We start from the raw sequence: 16,243 nt of genomic DNA on the forward strand, positions 1-16,243 counted from the left end.
TGCGCCAACATCGCATCCAAAATCGTGTCGCTAATCGCGTCACAAATCTTGTCCGGGTGACCCTCAGTCACCGACTCACTCGTGAACAACCTGCCCTGCACGGCGGCCACCGGGATGCACCTCACCTCTCGACGACGGGGAACAACCTCACTCTATCGGCGGCGGCCGTGCATTTCCCGGTATCTGAGAAGCCCCAGGCTGCTACCGGTCACCGGACGTGCACGTCACCCAGCAGTCGTACGGCCGCGTCCCAGACCGTCGCGGCGAGCTCGGACTTCGCACCGAGCGGAATGCGGTCCTCTGCGCCGTCGGAGGCGAGCAGCCAGCCGGTGTTGTCGTCGGCGTCGAACGCACCGCCCTCGCCGACGGCGTTGACGACGAGCAGGTCGCAGCCCTTGCGGGCGAGCTTGGCGCGCGCATGGTCGAGCACGCTGCCTCCTGCGTCGCCGGTCTCCGCGGCGAATCCGACGACGATCTGCCCCGGGGGGCGCCGCGCCACGAGTCCGGCCAGCACGTCGCGGTTGCGGTCGAGTTCGATGACCGGATCCGGGTTGTCGTCACTCTTCTTGATCTTGTGCCCGGCGGCGCCGGCAGGGCGGAAATCGGCCACGGCGGCGGCCATCACGACCGCGTCGGCGTCCGCGGCCGCCGCGTCGACGGCCTCCCCCAGTTGCGCCGCCGTCGAGACCTGAACCACGTCCGCGCCCGCCGGTTCCGGCAACGCGTCGGTGTGGGCGGACACGAGCGTCACCCGGGCACCACGCTGGGCCGCGACCCTGGCCAGCGCGTAGCCCTGTTTGCCCGAGGAACGGTTGCCGAGGTGGCGCACCGGATCGAGGGGTTCCCGCGTGCCGCCCGCGGAGACGACCACGTGGCGTCCCTCCAGGTCGCGCGGCAGCGCATCGCCGCGGGCGAGCAGCAGCCGCGCGACGTCGACGATCTCGCGCGGATCGGCCAGGCGGCCCTTGCCGCTGTCGGTGCCGGTGAGCCTGCCGGCGGCCGGCTCGGCGACGACGGCGCCGTGGGAGCGGAGGGTGGCGACGTTGTCGCGGGTCGCCGGGTGCTCCCACATCTCCGTGTGCATCGCGGGGAAGAACACGACCGGGCAACGGGCGGTGAGCAGCGTGCCGGTGAGCAGGTCGTCGGCGAGACCGTGGGCGGCGCGTGCGAGCAGGTCGGCGGTGGCGGGCACCACCATGACCAGATCCGCCTCCTGCCCGATGCGCACGTGCTGCACCTCGGGCACGGCGGTGAACACGCCGGTGTGCACGGGATGCCCCGACAGTGCTTCGAACGTCGCCGCTCCGACGAAGTTGAGTGCGGCCTCCGTGGGCACGACACGGACGTCGTGGCCGGATTCGGTGAGTCCGCGCAGAACCTCGCACGCCTTGTAGGCCGCGATGCCACCGCCGACCCCGAGAACGATCCGTTTCATGTCAGTAGGTCCTACGGCCCCGGTGGCCGCGCCGCAACGTGCGAGGCGTCACGCGACCCGGTGCCCCGGTACGACGAAAACCGGCGACCGGCACCGTCTGGCGGTGGCCGGCGTCGCCGGTTTCGTCACGTCGGGTGAGCCGTCGGCTCACTCGCCTTCGGTGTGCTCCAGCAGACCGGCGTGGATCTCGCGGAGGGCGATCGACAGCGGCTTCTCCCGCGGGCCCGGCTCGACGAGCGGGCCGACGTACTCGAGCAGGCCCTCGCCGAGCTGCGCGTAGTAGTCGTTGATCTGGCGGGCGCGCTTGGCCGAGTAGACCACGAGCGCGTACTTGGAGCTGACCTTGTCGAGCAGGTCGTCGATGGGCGGGTTCGTGATGCCCTCGAGCTGCTCGCTCTGCGGGCCCAACGTGAACGCGGTCACTACTGCTCCGAATCTGCGAAAGGGTCGGTGTCGGAAGTTCTCTGCCGGCCGGTGCCGGGTCGTTCGGTGCGCGGTTTCTCAGTGCCGTGTCGGACGACGCCGCACCGCCGAGCGCGGGTCCTGCCGGACGTCAGTCCGGCGACCCGGACGGGCCTTCGACCAAGTCTAACAACTCCTGCGCGGCGGTCTTCACATCGGCATTGACGACCTGCGCGTCGAACTCGCTGGCGGCCGCGAGTTCACGTTCGGCCTCGCCGAGGCGGGCCTGTACGGCCTCCATCGCCTCGGTGCCGCGGCCGGTGAGCCGGTCGACCAGTTCGCCCCACGACGGCGGCAACAGCATCACCAGCTGCGCGTCGGGCATGGCCTCGCGCACCTGGCGTGCGCCCTGCAGTTCGATCTCCAGCACGGCGGGCCTGCCCTCGTCGAGGGCGCGTTCGACGGGGCCGCGGGGCGTGCCGTAGCAGTTGCCGGCGAACTCCGCGTACTCGAGGAACTGGCCGTCGGCGACCATCTCGTCGAACGTCTCGCGGTCGACGAAGTGGTAGTGCGCCCCGTCGACCTCGCCCTCGCGCGGCGCACGCGTGGTCATCGAGATGCTGAAGTAGATGTTCGGATCGAGTGCGCGCAACTCGCCGACGACGCTCGATTTGCCGACCCCGGAGGGGCCCGAAACGACGGTGAGCCGGCGCCGGGCGGTCGTGCCCGGCACCGGCTCACCGGATGCCCTCCGGCCGCCGCGCACGCCGGCCTGGTTCGAGCCGCGCTGTCGCTGCTCGCTCACTCGCCGCTGAACTCGGTGAGCAGCGCCTTGCGCTGCCGTTCACCGAGGCCGCGCAGACGACGGCTGGCCGCGATCTCGAGGCGCTCCATCGTCTGCTGTGCACGTACCTTGCCCACGCCCGGCAGGGCCTCCAGCAGTGCGGAGACCTTCATCTTGCCGAGCACCTCGTCCTCGTCGGCCTGCTTCAGCACATCCTCGAGGGTCGTACCGCCGCGCTTGAGCCGCTCCTTGAGCTCCGCGCGGGCGCGACGGGCGGCGGCGGCCTTCTCCAGCGCCGCAGCACGCTGTTCCTCGGTGAGCTGGGGAAGTGCCACGTTTTCCTCCGGTATTACTCAAAATTCTGGGTGGGTGTGGCGACCGTACCCACCCCTGACCTGGACTCACAATGCGGGGGTGAGCGCCGAACCCGGCCTGTGCGTGCCCGAAAATGCCCGCACACGCGGCCGATCCGCGCCCGGATGCCGCGACTGGAGGCCGCGGCATGCCGACCCGGGAAGACCCTACCCACAGCGGTCGGCACAGGGCGGCACAAGGCCGGAATTCCCTGCCACCGAACGCCGGTGACAGTGGCACCGGGTACCCCCGCCGCGCCACTTGCACCGACAGCCTAATGCAAGATCAACATCGGTGCGGACCAGGGTTTACATTCGCTTACGCGAACCGCTCACCGGTGCCGCGCAGTGGTGTCGGACACCTCAGCGGTCCGCCAGTTCGGCCTGCACCCGGCGCAGCTCCTCACGCATCGCGGCCACGTCCGGTCCGCGCCGCAGCAGGGCTCGCGACGACGCCGGCAGTACGGCGGGCAACACGGGCCCGAACACCGCCGCGAGATCACCCGCCGTCGCACCCTGCGCGCCGAAACCGGGAGCGAGCACCGGCCCGTTCAGCCCGGCGAGGCGAAGCTCACCAGGGACGTTCGTCGCACCCACGACGACGCCGACGTCACCCTGCGGCTCGGCACCCACGTTCCGGGCCGCAGCGTCATCCACAATGGACTGGGCAACGGTCCGGCCGCCCTCGTCCGCCCGCTGCAGCGCTTCACCGTCGGGGTTCGACGTACGGGCGAGGACGAACACCCCCCTGCCCGAGGCCGCCGCAGCCTCGAACGCAGGCTCGAGGGCCCCGAAACCCAGGTACGGCGACACCGTGACGGCGTCGGCGGCCAGCGGCGACCCGTCGGACAGGTAGGCGGACGCGTACGCCGCCATCGTCGACCCGATGTCGCCCCGCTTGACGTCGAGCAACACCAGCGCCCCCGCATCGCGGCAGCCGGCCAGGACGCGCTCGAGCACGGCCACCCCGGCCGCGCCGTGGGCCTCGAAGAACGCCGACTGGGGCTTGACGACCGCGACCTCCCCCGCGAGCGCCTCGACCGCCGTCATCGCGAACCGCTCGAGCCCGCCCACGTCCGCGGGCAGCCCCCACTCGGCCAGGAGCCCCGGATGCGGGTCGATGCCGGCGCACAGCGGCCCGCGCGCGGCGACCGCGCGGGCCAGCCGTACCCCGAACCGCTCGGTCACGACCCGTCCCGCAGCGACGCCTGGAGCCGCTGCAGCGACCGCACCCCGACGTCGCCGCGGATCATCGCCTCGATGCCGTGCACCGCGGCCGAGGCGCCCTGCACCGTCGTGACGCACGGGATACCCCGCGTCACGGCCGCGGTGCGGATCTCGTAACCGTCGATCCGCGGGCCGCTGTTGCCGTACGGGGTGTTGATGACCATGTCGACGCCGCCGTCGAGGATCAGCTCGACGACGTTCGGCTCGTTCGGGTCGGTCGCGGCCGCGGTGTCGGCACCCTCGTGCTGCTTACGGACCACGCCGCACGGCACCCCGTTGCGGCGCAGCACCTCGGCCGTCCCGGCGGTCGCGACGACCTCGAAGCCCAGGTCGGCGAGCCGTTTGACGGGGAACACCAGCGACCGCTTGTCCCGGTTGGCCACCGACACGAACACGGTCCCGTTCGTGGGCAGCGAACCGTACGAGCCCGACTGCGACTTGGCGAACGCCGTGCCGAACGCCGTGTCGACGCCCATCACCTCGCCGGTCGACTTCATCTCCGGGCCGAGCAGCGAGTCCACTCCGTGTCCCTCGGGAGTGCGGAAACGGTGGAACGGCAGCACCGCCTCCTTGACCGCCACCGGCGCGTCGACGGGCAGCTCCCCGCCGTCGCCCTCGGCGGGCAGCACGCCCCTGCCACGCAGATCCTTGATCGACGAGCCCGTCATGATCAGCGAGGCCGCCTTGGCCAGCGGGACGGCCGTCGCCTTCGACACGAACGGCACCGTCCTGGACGCGCGCGGATTCGCCTCGAGCACGTACAGCACGTCGTCCTTGAGCGCGTACTGCACGTTCAGCAGTCCGCGCACGCCGACCCCACGGGCGATCGCCTCGGTGGACCGGCGCACCTGGTCGAGATCCGTCCGGCCGAGCGTGGTGGGCGGCAGCGCACACGCCGAGTCGCCCGAGTGCACACCCGCCTCCTCGATGTGCTCCATCACGCCGCCGAGGAACAGTTCCTCACCGTCGTAGAGCGCGTCGACGTCGACCTCGATCGCGTCGTCGAGGAAACGGTCGACCAGCACCGGGTGCTCGGGCGTGACCTCGGTGGCGCGGGCGATGTAGTTCTCGAGCGAGGCCTCGTCGTAGACGATCTCCATGCCGCGGCCGCCGAGCACGTACGACGGCCGCACCAGCACCGGGTAGCCGATCTCGTCGGCGATCTGCTTGGCACCGTCGAACGAGGTGGCCGTGCCGTACTTCGGCGCGGGCAGTCCGGCGGCGGTCAGCACGTCGCCGAACGCGCCGCGGTCCTCGGCGTGGTTGATCGCCTCGGGCGGGGTGCCGACCACGGGGACGCCCGCGTCGGAGAGCCGCTGGGCCAGTCCGAGCGGTGTCTGCCCGCCGAGCTGGACGATGACGCCGGCGACCGTGCCGGACTGCTGCTCGGCCCGCACGACTTCGAGGACGTCCTCAAAGGTGAGCGGTTCGAAGTACAACCGGTCCGAGGTGTCGTAGTCGGTCGAGACCGTCTCCGGGTTGCAGTTGACCATCACGGCCTCGAACCCGGCCTCCCGCAGCGCCAGCGCCGCGTGCACGCACGAGTAGTCGAACTCGATGCCCTGGCCGATGCGGTTCGGGCCGGAGCCGAGGATCAGCACCTTCGGCTTGTCCGGCTGCGCGACGACCTCCGTCTCGGCCGCCGGATCGGCCTCGTAGGCCGAGTAGTGATACGGCGTGCGGGCGGCGAACTCCGCCGCGCACGTGTCGACCGTCTTGAACACCGGGTGCACGGCGAGCCGCTGCCGCAGGGACCTGACACCGTCCTCGCCAGCCAGTTCCGGCCGCAGGGCCGCGATCTGCCGGTCCGACAAGCCGGTCCGCTTGGCGCGGCGCAGCAGATCTCCGGACAGCACCGGGGCGTCCCGGACCTCGGCCCCGACCTCGCCGATGAGCGCGATCTGGTCGATGAACCACGGATCGATACCGCTGGCGTCGTGAACCTGCTCCGGGCTCGCACCGAGCCGCAGTGCCCGCTCCACGGCGTAGATCCGGCCGTCGTGCGGCGTGCGCAGCTCGTCCAGGGTGGACTCGGCGGTCGCGCCCTCCGGGTCCGGCCGGGTCCAGAACCCGACCCGCTTGGTCTCCATGGACCGCATCGCCTTGCCGAGCGCCTCGGGGAAGCTGCGGCCGATGGCCATCGCCTCGCCGACGCTCTTCATCGTCGTCGTCAGCTCGGGGTCGGCGCCGGGGAACTTCTCGAACGCGAACCGCGGCACCTTCACCACGACGTAGTCGAGCGTCGGCTCGAAGCTCGCCGGGGTCTCACCGGTGATGTCGTTGCTGATCTCGTCGAGCGTGTAGCCGATCGCCAGCTTCGCCGCGATCTTGGCGATCGGGAACCCCGTCGCCTTCGAGGCCAGCGCCGAGGACCGCGACACGCGCGGGTTCATCTCGATCACGACCATACGGCCGTTCTCGGGGTTGATCGCGAACTGGATGTTGCAGCCGCCGGTCTCCACTCCCACGGCACGCAGCACGTCGATGCCGACGTCGCGCATGTGCTGGTACTCGCGGTCGGTCAACGTCATCGACGGGGCGACGGTGATGGAGTCGCCGGTGTGCACGCCCATCGCGTCGACGTTCTCGATGGAGCAGACCACCACGACGTTGTCGTGGCCGTCGCGCATCAGCTCGAGCTCGTACTCCTTCCACCCGAGCACGCTCTCCTCGATGAGCACCTCGGTCACCGGGCTCTCCTCGAGACCCAGCGACGCGAGCCGCTCCATCTCGTCCTCGGTGTGCACCATGCCCGAGCCGAGGCCGCCCATCGTGAACGATGGCCGGATGACGACGGGGAGCCCGACCTCCGCGACGGTCTCGCGGACCTCCTCCATCGAATGGCAGACGGCACTGCGGGGCACGTCGCCGCCGACGTCACGGACGATGTCCTTGAACTTCTGCCGGTCCTCACCGCGCTGGATCGCGTCGATGTCGGCACCGATCAGTTCGACGCCGTACTTCTCCAGCACGCCGCTGTCGTGCAGCGCGACCGCGCAGTTCAGCGCCGTCTGGCCGCCGAGCGTCGCCAGCAGCGCGTCCGGGCGCTCCGCGGCGATGACCTTCTCCACGAACTCCGGCGTCACCGGTTCGATGTAGGTCGAGTCGGCGAACTCCGGGTCGGTCATGATGGTGGCCGGGTTGGAGTTCACCAGGCTGACGCGCAGACCTTCCTGGCGCAGCACGCGGCACGCCTGCGTGCCGGAGTAGTCGAACTCGGCCGCCTGGCCGATGACGATCGGCCCCGAGCCGATCACGAGCACGTGCTCGATGTCCGTACGCTTGGGCATTACTGGCGCGCCTCCTGTGCCGTGCTCGGCCGGCGGTTCTGCATGAGTGAGACGAAGTCGTCGAACAGTGGGTTCGCGTCGTGCGGGCCCGCGGCGGCCTCGGGGTGGTACTGCACCGAGAACGCGGGCACGTCCACGCATCGCAGGCCCTCGACCGTGCCGTCGTTGGCGCAGTGGTGACTCACCTCTGCGGTGCCGAACGGCGAGTCGAACCGCCCGCCCGGTTCCCCTTCCAGTGCGAACCCGTGGTTCTGCGCCGTGATCGCGACCCGGCCGGTCGCCGCGTCGATCACCGGGATGTTGATGCCGCGGTGGCCGTAGCGCATCTTGTACGTGCCCAGCCCCAGTGCGCGGCCCAGGATCTGGTTGCCGAAGCAGATGCCGAACAGCGGGATCTCCCGCTGCAGCGTCGCCTTCGTCAGCTCGATCGCGTGGCTCTGCGTCTCCGGGTCACCGGGGCCGTTGGACAGGAACACGCCGTCGGCGCCCACCGCAAGCAGGTCGTCCACAGTGGACGTCGCGGGCAGTACGTGCACCTCGATCCCCCGCCGGGCCAGCTGCCGCGGAGTGTTCGCCTTGATGCCGAGGTCGAGCGCCGCCACACGGAAGCGGGTCTCGCCCGCCGCAGGCACGACGTAGGGCTGTGCCGTCGTCACCTCGCCTGCGAGGTCGGCACCCGCCATCGGCGGGCTCGCGGCGACGGCCGCGACCATCTCGTCGTCGGCAGCCAGCCCGTCACCCGAGAACACCCCGGCACGCATCGCACCGTGCTCGCGGATGTGCCGGGTGAGCGTGCGGGTGTCCACATCGGAGATCCCGACGACGTCCTGCGCCGCCAGTTCCTCGTCCAGGCCGCGCTTCGACCGCCAGCTCGACGGCGTGCGCGCCGGGTCGCGCACCACGTAACCCGACACCCAGATGCGGGCGGACTCGTCGTCCTCGTCGTTCCACCCGGTGTTGCCGATCTGCGGCGCCGTCTGCACGACGATCTGCCTGCGATACGACGGGTCGGTCAACGTCTCCTGATACCCGGTCATGCCCGTGCAGAACACCACTTCGCCGAGCGTGCGGCCGTGGGCCCCGTAGGCGCTGCCCCGGAAGATCCGGCCGTCCTCGAGCACGAGAGCAGCCGGAGTGCGTGTCGCGCTCATGCCTGTGCACCTCCCACGATGCGCTCGGTCGTGCGCTCGACCCCGGCCTCGGCCGTCGTGTCGCGTTCGACCTGTGTGATCCACTTCGGATAGACGCCGCGGTCGTCGGCACGGAATCCCGTGTCGAGTTCGACGGCTTCGGCCGACCGGCTCTCGTCGCCGGATTCGCCCGCTCGCCAGGTGACGATCAGCAGGCTGTCGGTCCCCATGACCTTGCCCGCCATGCCCTTGCCCGTGGCGATGCCGGTGACCGCCTCCCTGGGGATCCAGAAGCCGGGCATGCCGTCCCGGTCGACGTCGATGCCGTCGTCGTGTAGCCGGAGGGTCGCCGGCCCGCGCAGCCCCGCGCCGCGGGTGACGATGCGCTCCTGCCAGTGCCCCGCGTACGTGGTCGCCACGTAGAGGCCCGGCGTCTCCAGCAGCGGCGTCCCCGGCTCGGCCGGCCGCTCGGGAAACGGAGGGATGCGCACGCTCTGGGCCCGCGCCTGTCGTCGCCAGCCCTTCCACATGCCGTACACGCACAGCACCAGCAGCGCGACGAACAGCAGCGTCAGCAACAGCCTGTCCATCAGTCAATCTTCCCTTCACGAGCCGTGATCCGCCCACGCAACAACGTGGCCGTCACCACGGCAGGCAGTCGCATCCCTTCGTACGGCGTGTTGCCTGCGACACTCGCCAGCTCGGCACCCCGCACCGTCCATTCGGCGTCCGGATCGACGAGCACCAGGTTCGCCGGCTCGCCCTCGGCCAGGGGCCGCCCCTGATCGGGCAGTCCGGCGATCTCCGCCGGCCGTTCGCTCATCACCCGCGCCACCCCGCGCCAGTCGAGCAGGCCGTCGCGCACCATGGTGTCCGCGACGATCGACAGCGCCGTCTGCAGTCCCAGCATCCCGGGCCGCGCGGCGTCCCACTCGCAGCTCTTGTCCTGCTCGGCATGCGGCGCGTGGTCCGTGGCGACACAGTCCAGCACGCCGTCGGCGAGTGCCTGCCGCAACCGCTCGGTGTCCCGCTCCGCGCGCAGCGGCGGGTTCACCTTGTTCACCGGGTCGTAGGTCTCCAGGCGCTCGTCGGTGAGCAGCAGATGATGCGGCGTCACCTCGGCCGAGACGTCCACGCCGAGCCCCTTCGCCCAGCTCAGCACGTCCACAGTACCCGTGGTCGACACGTGGCAGACGTGCAGGCGTGCACCGGCGTGGCGCGCGAGCACGCAGTCCCGGGCCACGATCGACTCCTCGGCCGACGCGGGCCAGCCCGCGTACCCGAGACGCGAGGCCCGCTCCCCCTCGTGCGCCTGCGCCCCGTCGGTCAGGCGCGGTTCCTCCGCGTGCTGCGCGATGACGACGCCGAGTGCCGTCGAGTACTCCAGCGCGCGCCGCATCAGCAGCGGATCGGATACACACCGGCCGTCGTCGGAGAAGATCCGCACTCCGGCCTCGTCGGTCGCCATCGTGCCCATCTCCGCGAGCCGCTCCCCGGCCAGCCCGACCGTGACCGCCCCGACCGGGTGAACGTCGACCAGGCCGACCTCCCGGCCCCGCCGCAGCACGTGGCCCGTCACCAGCGCGTTGTCGGCCACCGGGTCGGTGTTGGCCATCGCGAACACGGCCGTGTACCCGCCGAGCGCCGCGGCCCTCGACCCGGACTCGATCGTCTCCGTGTCCTCCCGGCCCGGTTCACGCAGATGGGTGTGCAGGTCGACCAGCCCGGGCAGGAGCACCTGCCCCGCGGCGTCGAGCACCTCGGCCGAGGACGGCGCCCGCACCGCCGCCCGCTCGCCGATCTCGGCGATGACCCCGTCGGCCACCAGTACGTCCACCGGGTCGCCCTCGCCGTACAGCCGGGCACCCGTGATCAGCAGTTCCGTCATAGTTCTTCCCCTGCCAGCAGGTGGTACAGCACGGCCATGCGCACGTGGACGCCGTTGGCGACCTGGTCGGTGATCGCCGCCCGCGGACTGTCGGCCACGGGCGAGGCGATCTCCATCCCCCGCAACATCGGCCCCGGATGCAGCACGACGGCGTGGTCCGGCAGCATCGCCAGCCGCTTCTCGTTCAGGCCGTACGCGATCGAGTACTCGCGCGCGGACGGGAAGAACGCCCCGTGCATCCGTTCGGCCTGCACGCGCAGCATCATCACCGCGTCGAGGCCGGGAAGCTGGGAGTCCAGGTCGAACGCCGTGGTCACCGGCCAGTGTTCGACCCCGTGCGGCAGCAGCGTCGGCGGTGCGACGAGCACGACCTCCGCCCCGAGCGTCGCCAGCAGGTGCACGTTCGACCGGGCCACCCGGCTGTGGAGGACGTCGCCGACGATCGCGATGCGCCGCCCCTCGATACCCCCGAGCCGCTCGCGCAGGGTCGCAGCGTCGAGCAGCGCCTGCGTGGGGTGTTCGTGCATGCCGTCGCCGGCGTTGACCACCGACGTGCGCGTGTCGGCGAGCCAGCCGGACAACCGGTGCGGCGCCCCGGAGGCCGGGTGCCGCACGATCACGCAGTCCGCTCCCGCGGCCGACAGCGTCAGGGCCGTGTCGCGCAGCGACTCGCCCTTGCCGACCGACGATCCGCCCGCCGACACGTTGACCACGTCGGCGCTCATCCACTTGCCCGCGATCTCGAACGAGACACGGGTGCGCGTGGAGTTCTCGTAGAACATCGTGATGACCGTGCGCCCGCGCAGCGTCGGCAGCTTGCGGACCTCACGGCCGAGCAGGGTGCGCTTGAGCTCGTCGGCCGTGTCGAGCACCGCGGTGGCCTCGTCGTGGCCGAGCCCGTCGGTGGTGAGCAGATCCCGCATCTACTGTCCCCTGATCAGAACGGCGTCACGGCCGTCGGTCTCGGCCAGCAGGACCGAGACCTCCTCCGTGCGCGAGGTCGGCACGTTCTTGCCCACGTAGTCGGCCCTGATCGGCAGTTCGCGGTGGCCGCGGTCGACCAGCACCGCGAGCTGCACCGCGCGAGGCCGGCCGTGGTCGCTGAGCGCGTCGAGCGCCGACCGGACGGTGCGGCCGGAGAACAGCACGTCGTCGACGAGGATCACGACCCGATCGTCGATGCCGCCGACGGGCACGTCCGTCTCCTCGAGCGGACGGGTGGGTCTGCGGCGCAGGTCGTCGCGGTAGAGCGTCACGTCGAGCGCGCCCGCGGGAACGGCGACTCCGGAGAATTCCTCGATCCGGGCCGCGAGCCGGTGCGCCAGGGGCGTGCCACGGGTGGGAATACCCAACAGCACGGGCGGCGGGGGCGGTTCGGCAGGACCGTCCGGCCCGCCGGCACCGTCGAGGGCCGTCTTCTCGATGACCTGATGCGCCATCCGGGCGACAGTGCGCGCGACGTCGCCGGCCGAGAGCAGTTCCCGCTCGGCCGGTGCCGCCGCACCACGAGGTGGTGCCACGGTGTGAGCTCCTTTCCCGCCTCACCGGACGGGTCTTTAAAGGACTGACGGATCCCTGCGTCGGATCCCTGAGGACTGTACAGAACCCTACTTTCGGAGGTCCGGCACAGACGGTAGCAGTCGTCACCGACTCCCCGAACGAGTGGTCCATCTGTGGCAAACAACTCACCGGGTGCGATGAGTTGCTTGACCTGGTGACGACAACGCGTAACCATTACTCTGAGTATTCGACTCACGAGTTCCCTGTCGGTCAGCCGGGCCGATCCGGGGCAAGGAAACGGAGAACCACCACATGGGCGATTACGCCAAGGCGCTCGGGGCGAAGCTCCGCGGTATCCGCCAGCAACAGGGCCTGTCCCTGCATGGAGTCGAGCAGAAGTCCGGCGGCCGCTGGAAGGCGGTCGTGGTGGGCTCCTACGAACGGGGCGACCGTGCCGTGACCGTCCAGAAGCTGGCCGAACTGGCCGACTTCTACGGCGTGCCCGTGGTCGAGCTCCTGCCCGAGGGACGCGTGCCCTCCGGTGCCGAACCCGCGACGAAGATCGTCATCAACCTCGAGCGGCTGCAGCAGCTGCCCGCCGAGAAGGTCGGCCCGCTCGCGCGGTACGCCGCCACGATCCAGAGCCAGCGCGGCGACTACAACGGCAAGGTTCTGTCCATCCGGACCGAGGACCTGCGGTCACTGGCGATCATCTACGACATGACGCCCGGCGAGCTGACCGAACAGCTCATCGACTGGGGCGTCCTGCCGCCCGAGGCCCGTCCCTCCAAGGAGGACTGACAGGGAGCACCGCCTGCGGCCGCGTGCGGCCCAGGCGGTGCCCCCTGCCCACGCGACGCGACGCTTCGCGCGGCGCACTGGTTCAGGAACACTGGTTCAGGAGCAGTGACTCAAGAACAGTGGTTCAGGAACAGCGACTCAGGAACAGTGACTCGACAGCGCTGACTCAGCACCGGCGGCTCGACAGCACCGGTGCAGGGCCGTGGCGCACAGGACTGCTGCTCAGCTGCGGCGTTCCCCTGAACGTTCCCCGGAGGGCCGTTCCTCCGGGACCGTTCCTCCGGGAAGCGACGGCCGCGAGGAATGGGTGTCTCAGAGGACCGCGCGCAAGCGGTCGGCGATGTTGCCGATCCGGCCGAGTACGCCGTTGACGAACCGCGGCGAATCGTCCGTCGACAGGTCCTTCGCCAGGCCGACCGCCTCGTCGATCGCCACGGCGTCGGGCACGTCGGCGGACCAGAGCATCTCGTAGACGCCCACCCGCAGGATCGCCAGGTCGACCGGCGGCATCCGCTCGAGCGTCCAGCCCTGCGCATGCTCGGCCAGCAGCTCGTCGACGCGCTCCTGATTGGCGGACATGCCCTCGACCACGGTGAACGTGTAGTCGCCGACGATGTCGACGTCCGGACTGCCTGCGTGTTCCTTCAGCACGGCCGCAGGGTCGAGTTCACGCTGCGCTGCTTCGTAGAGCAGCTCGACCGCGCGACGACGGGCGGCGCGGCGGCCGATCTGGCCGCCGCCGCGCCGGGACTCCGATTCCGGGCTCACCGCGGTGCTCACACGCGACCGAGATAGCGGCCGTCACGAGTGTCGACCTTGATCTTCTCGCCCTGGTTGACGAACAGCGGGACCTGCACCTCGGCACCGGTCTCCAGGTGCGCCGGCTTGGTGCCGCCGGTCGATCGGTCGCCCTGCAGACCAGGGTCGGTCTGCTCGATGGTGAGCTCTACCGAGGCGGGCAGCTCGACGTACAACGTCTCGCCCTCGTGCTGGGCGACCTGCACCTCGCTGTTCTCCAGCAGGAACTTCGCGGCGTCGCCCACGGTCTGCGGCGGCACCGAGACCTGGTCGAAGGTCTCGCCGTCCATGAACACGTAGTCGGTTCCGTCGTTGTACAGGTACGTCATCGTCCGGCGGTCGACGTTCGCCGTCTCGACCTTCGTGCCCGCGTTGAACGTCTTGTCCACGACCTTGCCGGAGAGCACGTTCTTGAGCGTGGTGCGCACGAACGCACCGCCCTTACCCGGTTTGACGTGCTGGAAGTTCACGACGGACCAGAGCTGGCCGTCCAGGTTGAGGACGAGGCCGTTCTTCAGGTCGTTGGTGGTGGCCACTGCTGTGAGTTCTCCTGATATCGGGGTCGGGCCGCGTACTTAGACGACCACGAGTTCCTTCGTGCTGAGGGTGAGGAGCTCGGGAGCTGACTCCCGCACGACGAGCGTGTCCTCGATGCGGACTCCACCACGGCCGGCGACATACACGCCGGGCTCGACGGTGACCGCCATACCGGCCACCAGTGTACCGTCGCCGGTCTTGGCCAAGCTCGGAGCCTCGTGAACCTCCAGGCCGACGCCGTGCCCCAGGCCGTGCAGGAACTCCTCGGCGCGTCCCGCCCCCGCGATGACGTCCCGCGAAGCCGCATCCACCGCCGCGGTGCCTGCCCCGGGAACGGCTGCCTCGACACCCGACAGCTGCGCCGCCCGCACCAGGTCGTAGATCTCCCGCTGCCACCCGGCGGGACCGCCCAGCACGACGGTGCGCGTCATGTCCGAGTGGTACCCGTCGACGGTGGCGCCGAAGTCCATTTTCACCAGATCACCGGAGGCGAGAACGGCGCCGGTGGGCCGATGGTGCGGGATCGCCGAGTGCGCGCCCGCGGCCACGATGGAGGGGAACGCCGGTCCCTCCGAGCCGTGCTCCAGCATCCGGTTCTCCAGATCGCGGGCGACCTCGCGCTCGGTGCGGCCCGGCCGCAGGCCGCCCTCGGCCAGCAGCCCGGCGAGAGCCTGGTCGGCGGCCGCGCAGGCCCGGCGCAGGGCGTCGATCTCGAGTTCGTCCTTGACCAGGCGCAGCCGCTCCACCAGGCCAGGACTGCGGCGCAGCTCGACATCGCCCGCCGCCTCGTCGAGTCCCGCGTGCTCCTCGACGCTCACGTACTGGCTCTCGTATCCGGTGCGGCGGTATCGGGCGGGATCGGCGGCCGCACGCCGCGCCAGGGCGAGCGCGCTCGCCCGGTCGACGACCGTCGTCAGGTCCGGTACCTCGGAAGCCGCCTGGGTGGTGTAGCGGCCGTCGGTGCAGAACACCGTGTCCGCATCGCCGGCCGCGTGCAGCAGCAACGCGGCGTTCGAGCCGGTGAACCCGGTCAGGTAGCGGATGTTGCGCAGCTCGGTGACCAACAGCGCGTCGAGGTCGGCGGCCTGCAGCAACTCGGAGAGCGCGCCGCGGCGGCGCCGGTGCGCGTCGGCGTGGGTGTACGAGGACGAGTCAGACACGACGGACAGCTTAAGCCCGGATCGGGTGACGACGCGGCGGTGGCCGTTACAGTGGGCCGATGCCGCACTGGGTCCTCCGCGCACTCGGCATGTCGGTGCTGCATGCCGCCGCCACGGTCGCGCTCGCCAAGATCGCCGTGTTCCAGCCGGGCGAGACCACGCTCGCCCGCGCGGCCGCGATCGCCCTGCTCGTCGGCGCGGCCGCGCTGTGGGGTGCGCTCGACGGCTGGTCCCGCCGCCCCGACGGCGGCCGCACCTGGTTCATCGCCGGGCTGGTCGCCGGTCCGGCCGCGGGAGTGCTCAGCGTCATCGGCAAGGCAGTGCTGGTCGACCGCACGGGCGTCAGCGAACTCGGAGCGGCACTGACGAGCGGCGCCGCGTTCACCGCGCTGCTGGTGCTGGCCCCCGCCGCGCTCGGACTGTTCGTCGGCTCCCGCCTCCCCCGCCCCGGGGCCGACCTGGACGCCGATCCCGACGAGGAGGGCAGCCCGAACAAGTCCTCCGGGCTGCGCACGCGCACCGGCCGGGACGACACCGCACGGGACGACACCGCTCCCGGAACAGGCCGGGGGCGCGGGAGGCGCTCCCGACGGCGTGCCTCCGCCTCCCCGGCCTCGACGGGCACCGCTGCCGGCTCCGCGGCCGCGACCGGCTCCGCGGCACCGGCGGGCTCCGTGGCACCAACGCCCGCGGGCCGCGACGAGCGGAACGAGACCGTGCTGCTCGCCAAACCGCGGCCGGACCGCCGCCCGCGCCCCACACCGCGCCTGCGGGCCCGTCGCGGCGACCGGGACTCCACAGGCGACGACCGCGACACCGGCAACGGCGACACCGGCGACGACACCGGCGACTGAGTCCCGGCACGCAGAGTCCCGGCAGGCCGTAGGCCCGCCATGAAGCACGGCCCGGTCGGCAACCCGGGCTGATCACAGCCCCGA

At 71.0% G+C, this 16,243-nt stretch carries 17 protein-coding genes; 2 read left to right on the forward strand and 15 right to left on the reverse strand.

The features are described 5' to 3' along the window. The 12 genes from LY12_RS23645 to pyrR all read right to left on the reverse strand — a co-directional run. Positions 1-110, reverse strand: a 110-nt coding sequence (locus LY12_RS23645; protein ID WP_183658789.1) for an S-adenosylmethionine synthetase N-terminal domain-containing protein, incomplete at its 3' end; no start/stop codon positions are given. 98 nt (positions 111-208) lie between these two features. Next, positions 209-1,435: a bifunctional phosphopantothenoylcysteine decarboxylase/phosphopantothenate--cysteine ligase CoaBC gene (gene coaBC, locus LY12_RS23650; RefSeq protein ID WP_253859683.1), complete on the reverse strand. Its 1,227-nt coding sequence runs from the start codon at positions 1,433-1,435 to the stop codon at positions 209-211. A gap of 147 nt (positions 1,436-1,582) precedes the next feature. Beyond that, positions 1,583-1,858 carry a DNA-directed RNA polymerase subunit omega gene (rpoZ, locus tag LY12_RS23655; RefSeq protein ID WP_030531793.1) on the reverse strand — a complete coding sequence of 92 codons (276 nt, stop codon included), beginning with the start codon at positions 1,856-1,858 and terminating at the stop codon, positions 1,583-1,585. 130 nt (positions 1,859-1,988) lie between these two features. Next, on the reverse strand, positions 1,989-2,642 hold the full coding sequence (gmk, locus tag LY12_RS23660) for a guanylate kinase (RefSeq protein WP_253859684.1): 654 nt from the start codon (positions 2,640-2,642) through the stop codon (positions 1,989-1,991). Then, positions 2,639-2,956, reverse strand: a complete 318-nt coding sequence (gene mihF / locus LY12_RS23665) for an integration host factor, actinobacterial type (protein WP_183658795.1) — start codon at positions 2,954-2,956, stop codon at positions 2,639-2,641. Before mihF ends, gmk begins: the two co-directional genes overlap by 4 nt. Positions 2,957-3,337: 381 nt before the next feature. Beyond that, a complete protein-coding gene (gene pyrF / locus LY12_RS23670; RefSeq protein ID WP_253859685.1) occupies positions 3,338-4,162 on the reverse strand; it encodes an orotidine-5'-phosphate decarboxylase in 825 nt (274 codons plus the stop codon). Next, positions 4,159-7,491, reverse strand: coding sequence for a carbamoyl-phosphate synthase large subunit (carB, locus tag LY12_RS23675; RefSeq protein WP_253859686.1), 3,333 nt, complete (start codon positions 7,489-7,491; stop codon positions 4,159-4,161). The genes pyrF and carB overlap by 4 nt, the downstream gene beginning before the upstream one ends. Then, positions 7,491-8,642 carry a glutamine-hydrolyzing carbamoyl-phosphate synthase small subunit gene (gene carA / locus LY12_RS23680; protein ID WP_253859687.1) on the reverse strand — a complete coding sequence of 384 codons (1,152 nt, stop codon included), beginning with the start codon at positions 8,640-8,642 and terminating at the stop codon, positions 7,491-7,493. The genes carB and carA overlap by 1 nt, the downstream gene beginning before the upstream one ends. Then, positions 8,639-9,211: a PH-like domain-containing protein gene (locus tag LY12_RS23685; RefSeq protein ID WP_253859688.1), complete on the reverse strand. Its 573-nt coding sequence runs from the start codon at positions 9,209-9,211 to the stop codon at positions 8,639-8,641. Before LY12_RS23685 ends, carA begins: the two co-directional genes overlap by 4 nt. Then, complete coding sequence (locus LY12_RS23690; protein WP_253859689.1) at positions 9,211-10,509, reverse strand: dihydroorotase; 1,299 nt, start codon at positions 10,507-10,509, stop codon at positions 9,211-9,213. The genes LY12_RS23685 and LY12_RS23690 overlap by 1 nt, the downstream gene beginning before the upstream one ends. Next, the gene (locus LY12_RS23695; RefSeq protein WP_253859690.1) at positions 10,506-11,432 is read right to left on the reverse strand and encodes an aspartate carbamoyltransferase catalytic subunit; all 927 of its coding nucleotides are present in this window, start codon (positions 11,430-11,432) and stop codon (positions 10,506-10,508) included. Before LY12_RS23695 ends, LY12_RS23690 begins: the two co-directional genes overlap by 4 nt. Further along, positions 11,433-12,029 (reverse strand): bifunctional pyr operon transcriptional regulator/uracil phosphoribosyltransferase PyrR, encoded by a 597-nt coding sequence (gene pyrR, locus LY12_RS23700; RefSeq protein WP_253859691.1) that lies wholly within the window; start codon positions 12,027-12,029, stop codon positions 11,433-11,435. Positions 12,030-12,321: 292 nt separating this feature from the next. On the opposite strand from pyrR, the gene bldD reads away from it, so the two are divergent. Continuing rightward, complete coding sequence (gene bldD, locus LY12_RS23705; RefSeq protein WP_003096372.1) at positions 12,322-12,810, forward strand: transcriptional regulator BldD; 489 nt, start codon at positions 12,322-12,324, stop codon at positions 12,808-12,810. Positions 12,811-13,122: 312 nt separating this feature from the next. On the opposite strand, the gene nusB is transcribed toward bldD, so the two are convergent. The 3 genes from nusB to LY12_RS23720 are packed head-to-tail and all read right to left on the reverse strand — an operon-like array spanning position 13,123 to position 15,305. Continuing rightward, the gene (nusB, locus tag LY12_RS23710; protein WP_253859692.1) at positions 13,123-13,590 is read right to left on the reverse strand and encodes a transcription antitermination factor NusB; all 468 of its coding nucleotides are present in this window, start codon (positions 13,588-13,590) and stop codon (positions 13,123-13,125) included. Further along, positions 13,587-14,144, reverse strand: a complete 558-nt coding sequence (gene efp / locus LY12_RS23715; RefSeq protein ID WP_253859693.1) for an elongation factor P — start codon at positions 14,142-14,144, stop codon at positions 13,587-13,589. The genes nusB and efp overlap by 4 nt, the downstream gene beginning before the upstream one ends. A gap of 39 nt (positions 14,145-14,183) precedes the next feature. Further along, complete coding sequence (locus LY12_RS23720; RefSeq protein WP_253859694.1) at positions 14,184-15,305, reverse strand: M24 family metallopeptidase; 1,122 nt, start codon at positions 15,303-15,305, stop codon at positions 14,184-14,186. A gap of 59 nt (positions 15,306-15,364) precedes the next feature. Between LY12_RS23720 and LY12_RS23725 the strand changes: the two genes are divergently transcribed. Next, on the forward strand, positions 15,365-16,159 hold the full coding sequence (locus LY12_RS23725; RefSeq protein ID WP_253859695.1) for a B-4DMT family transporter: 795 nt from the start codon (positions 15,365-15,367) through the stop codon (positions 16,157-16,159). Positions 16,160-16,243 lie beyond the last annotated feature (84 nt).

It is taken from the genome of Prauserella alba (assembly GCF_024171735.1).
In the GTDB taxonomy this organism is placed as follows: Bacteria; Actinomycetota; Actinomycetes; order Mycobacteriales; family Pseudonocardiaceae; genus Prauserella; species Prauserella alba.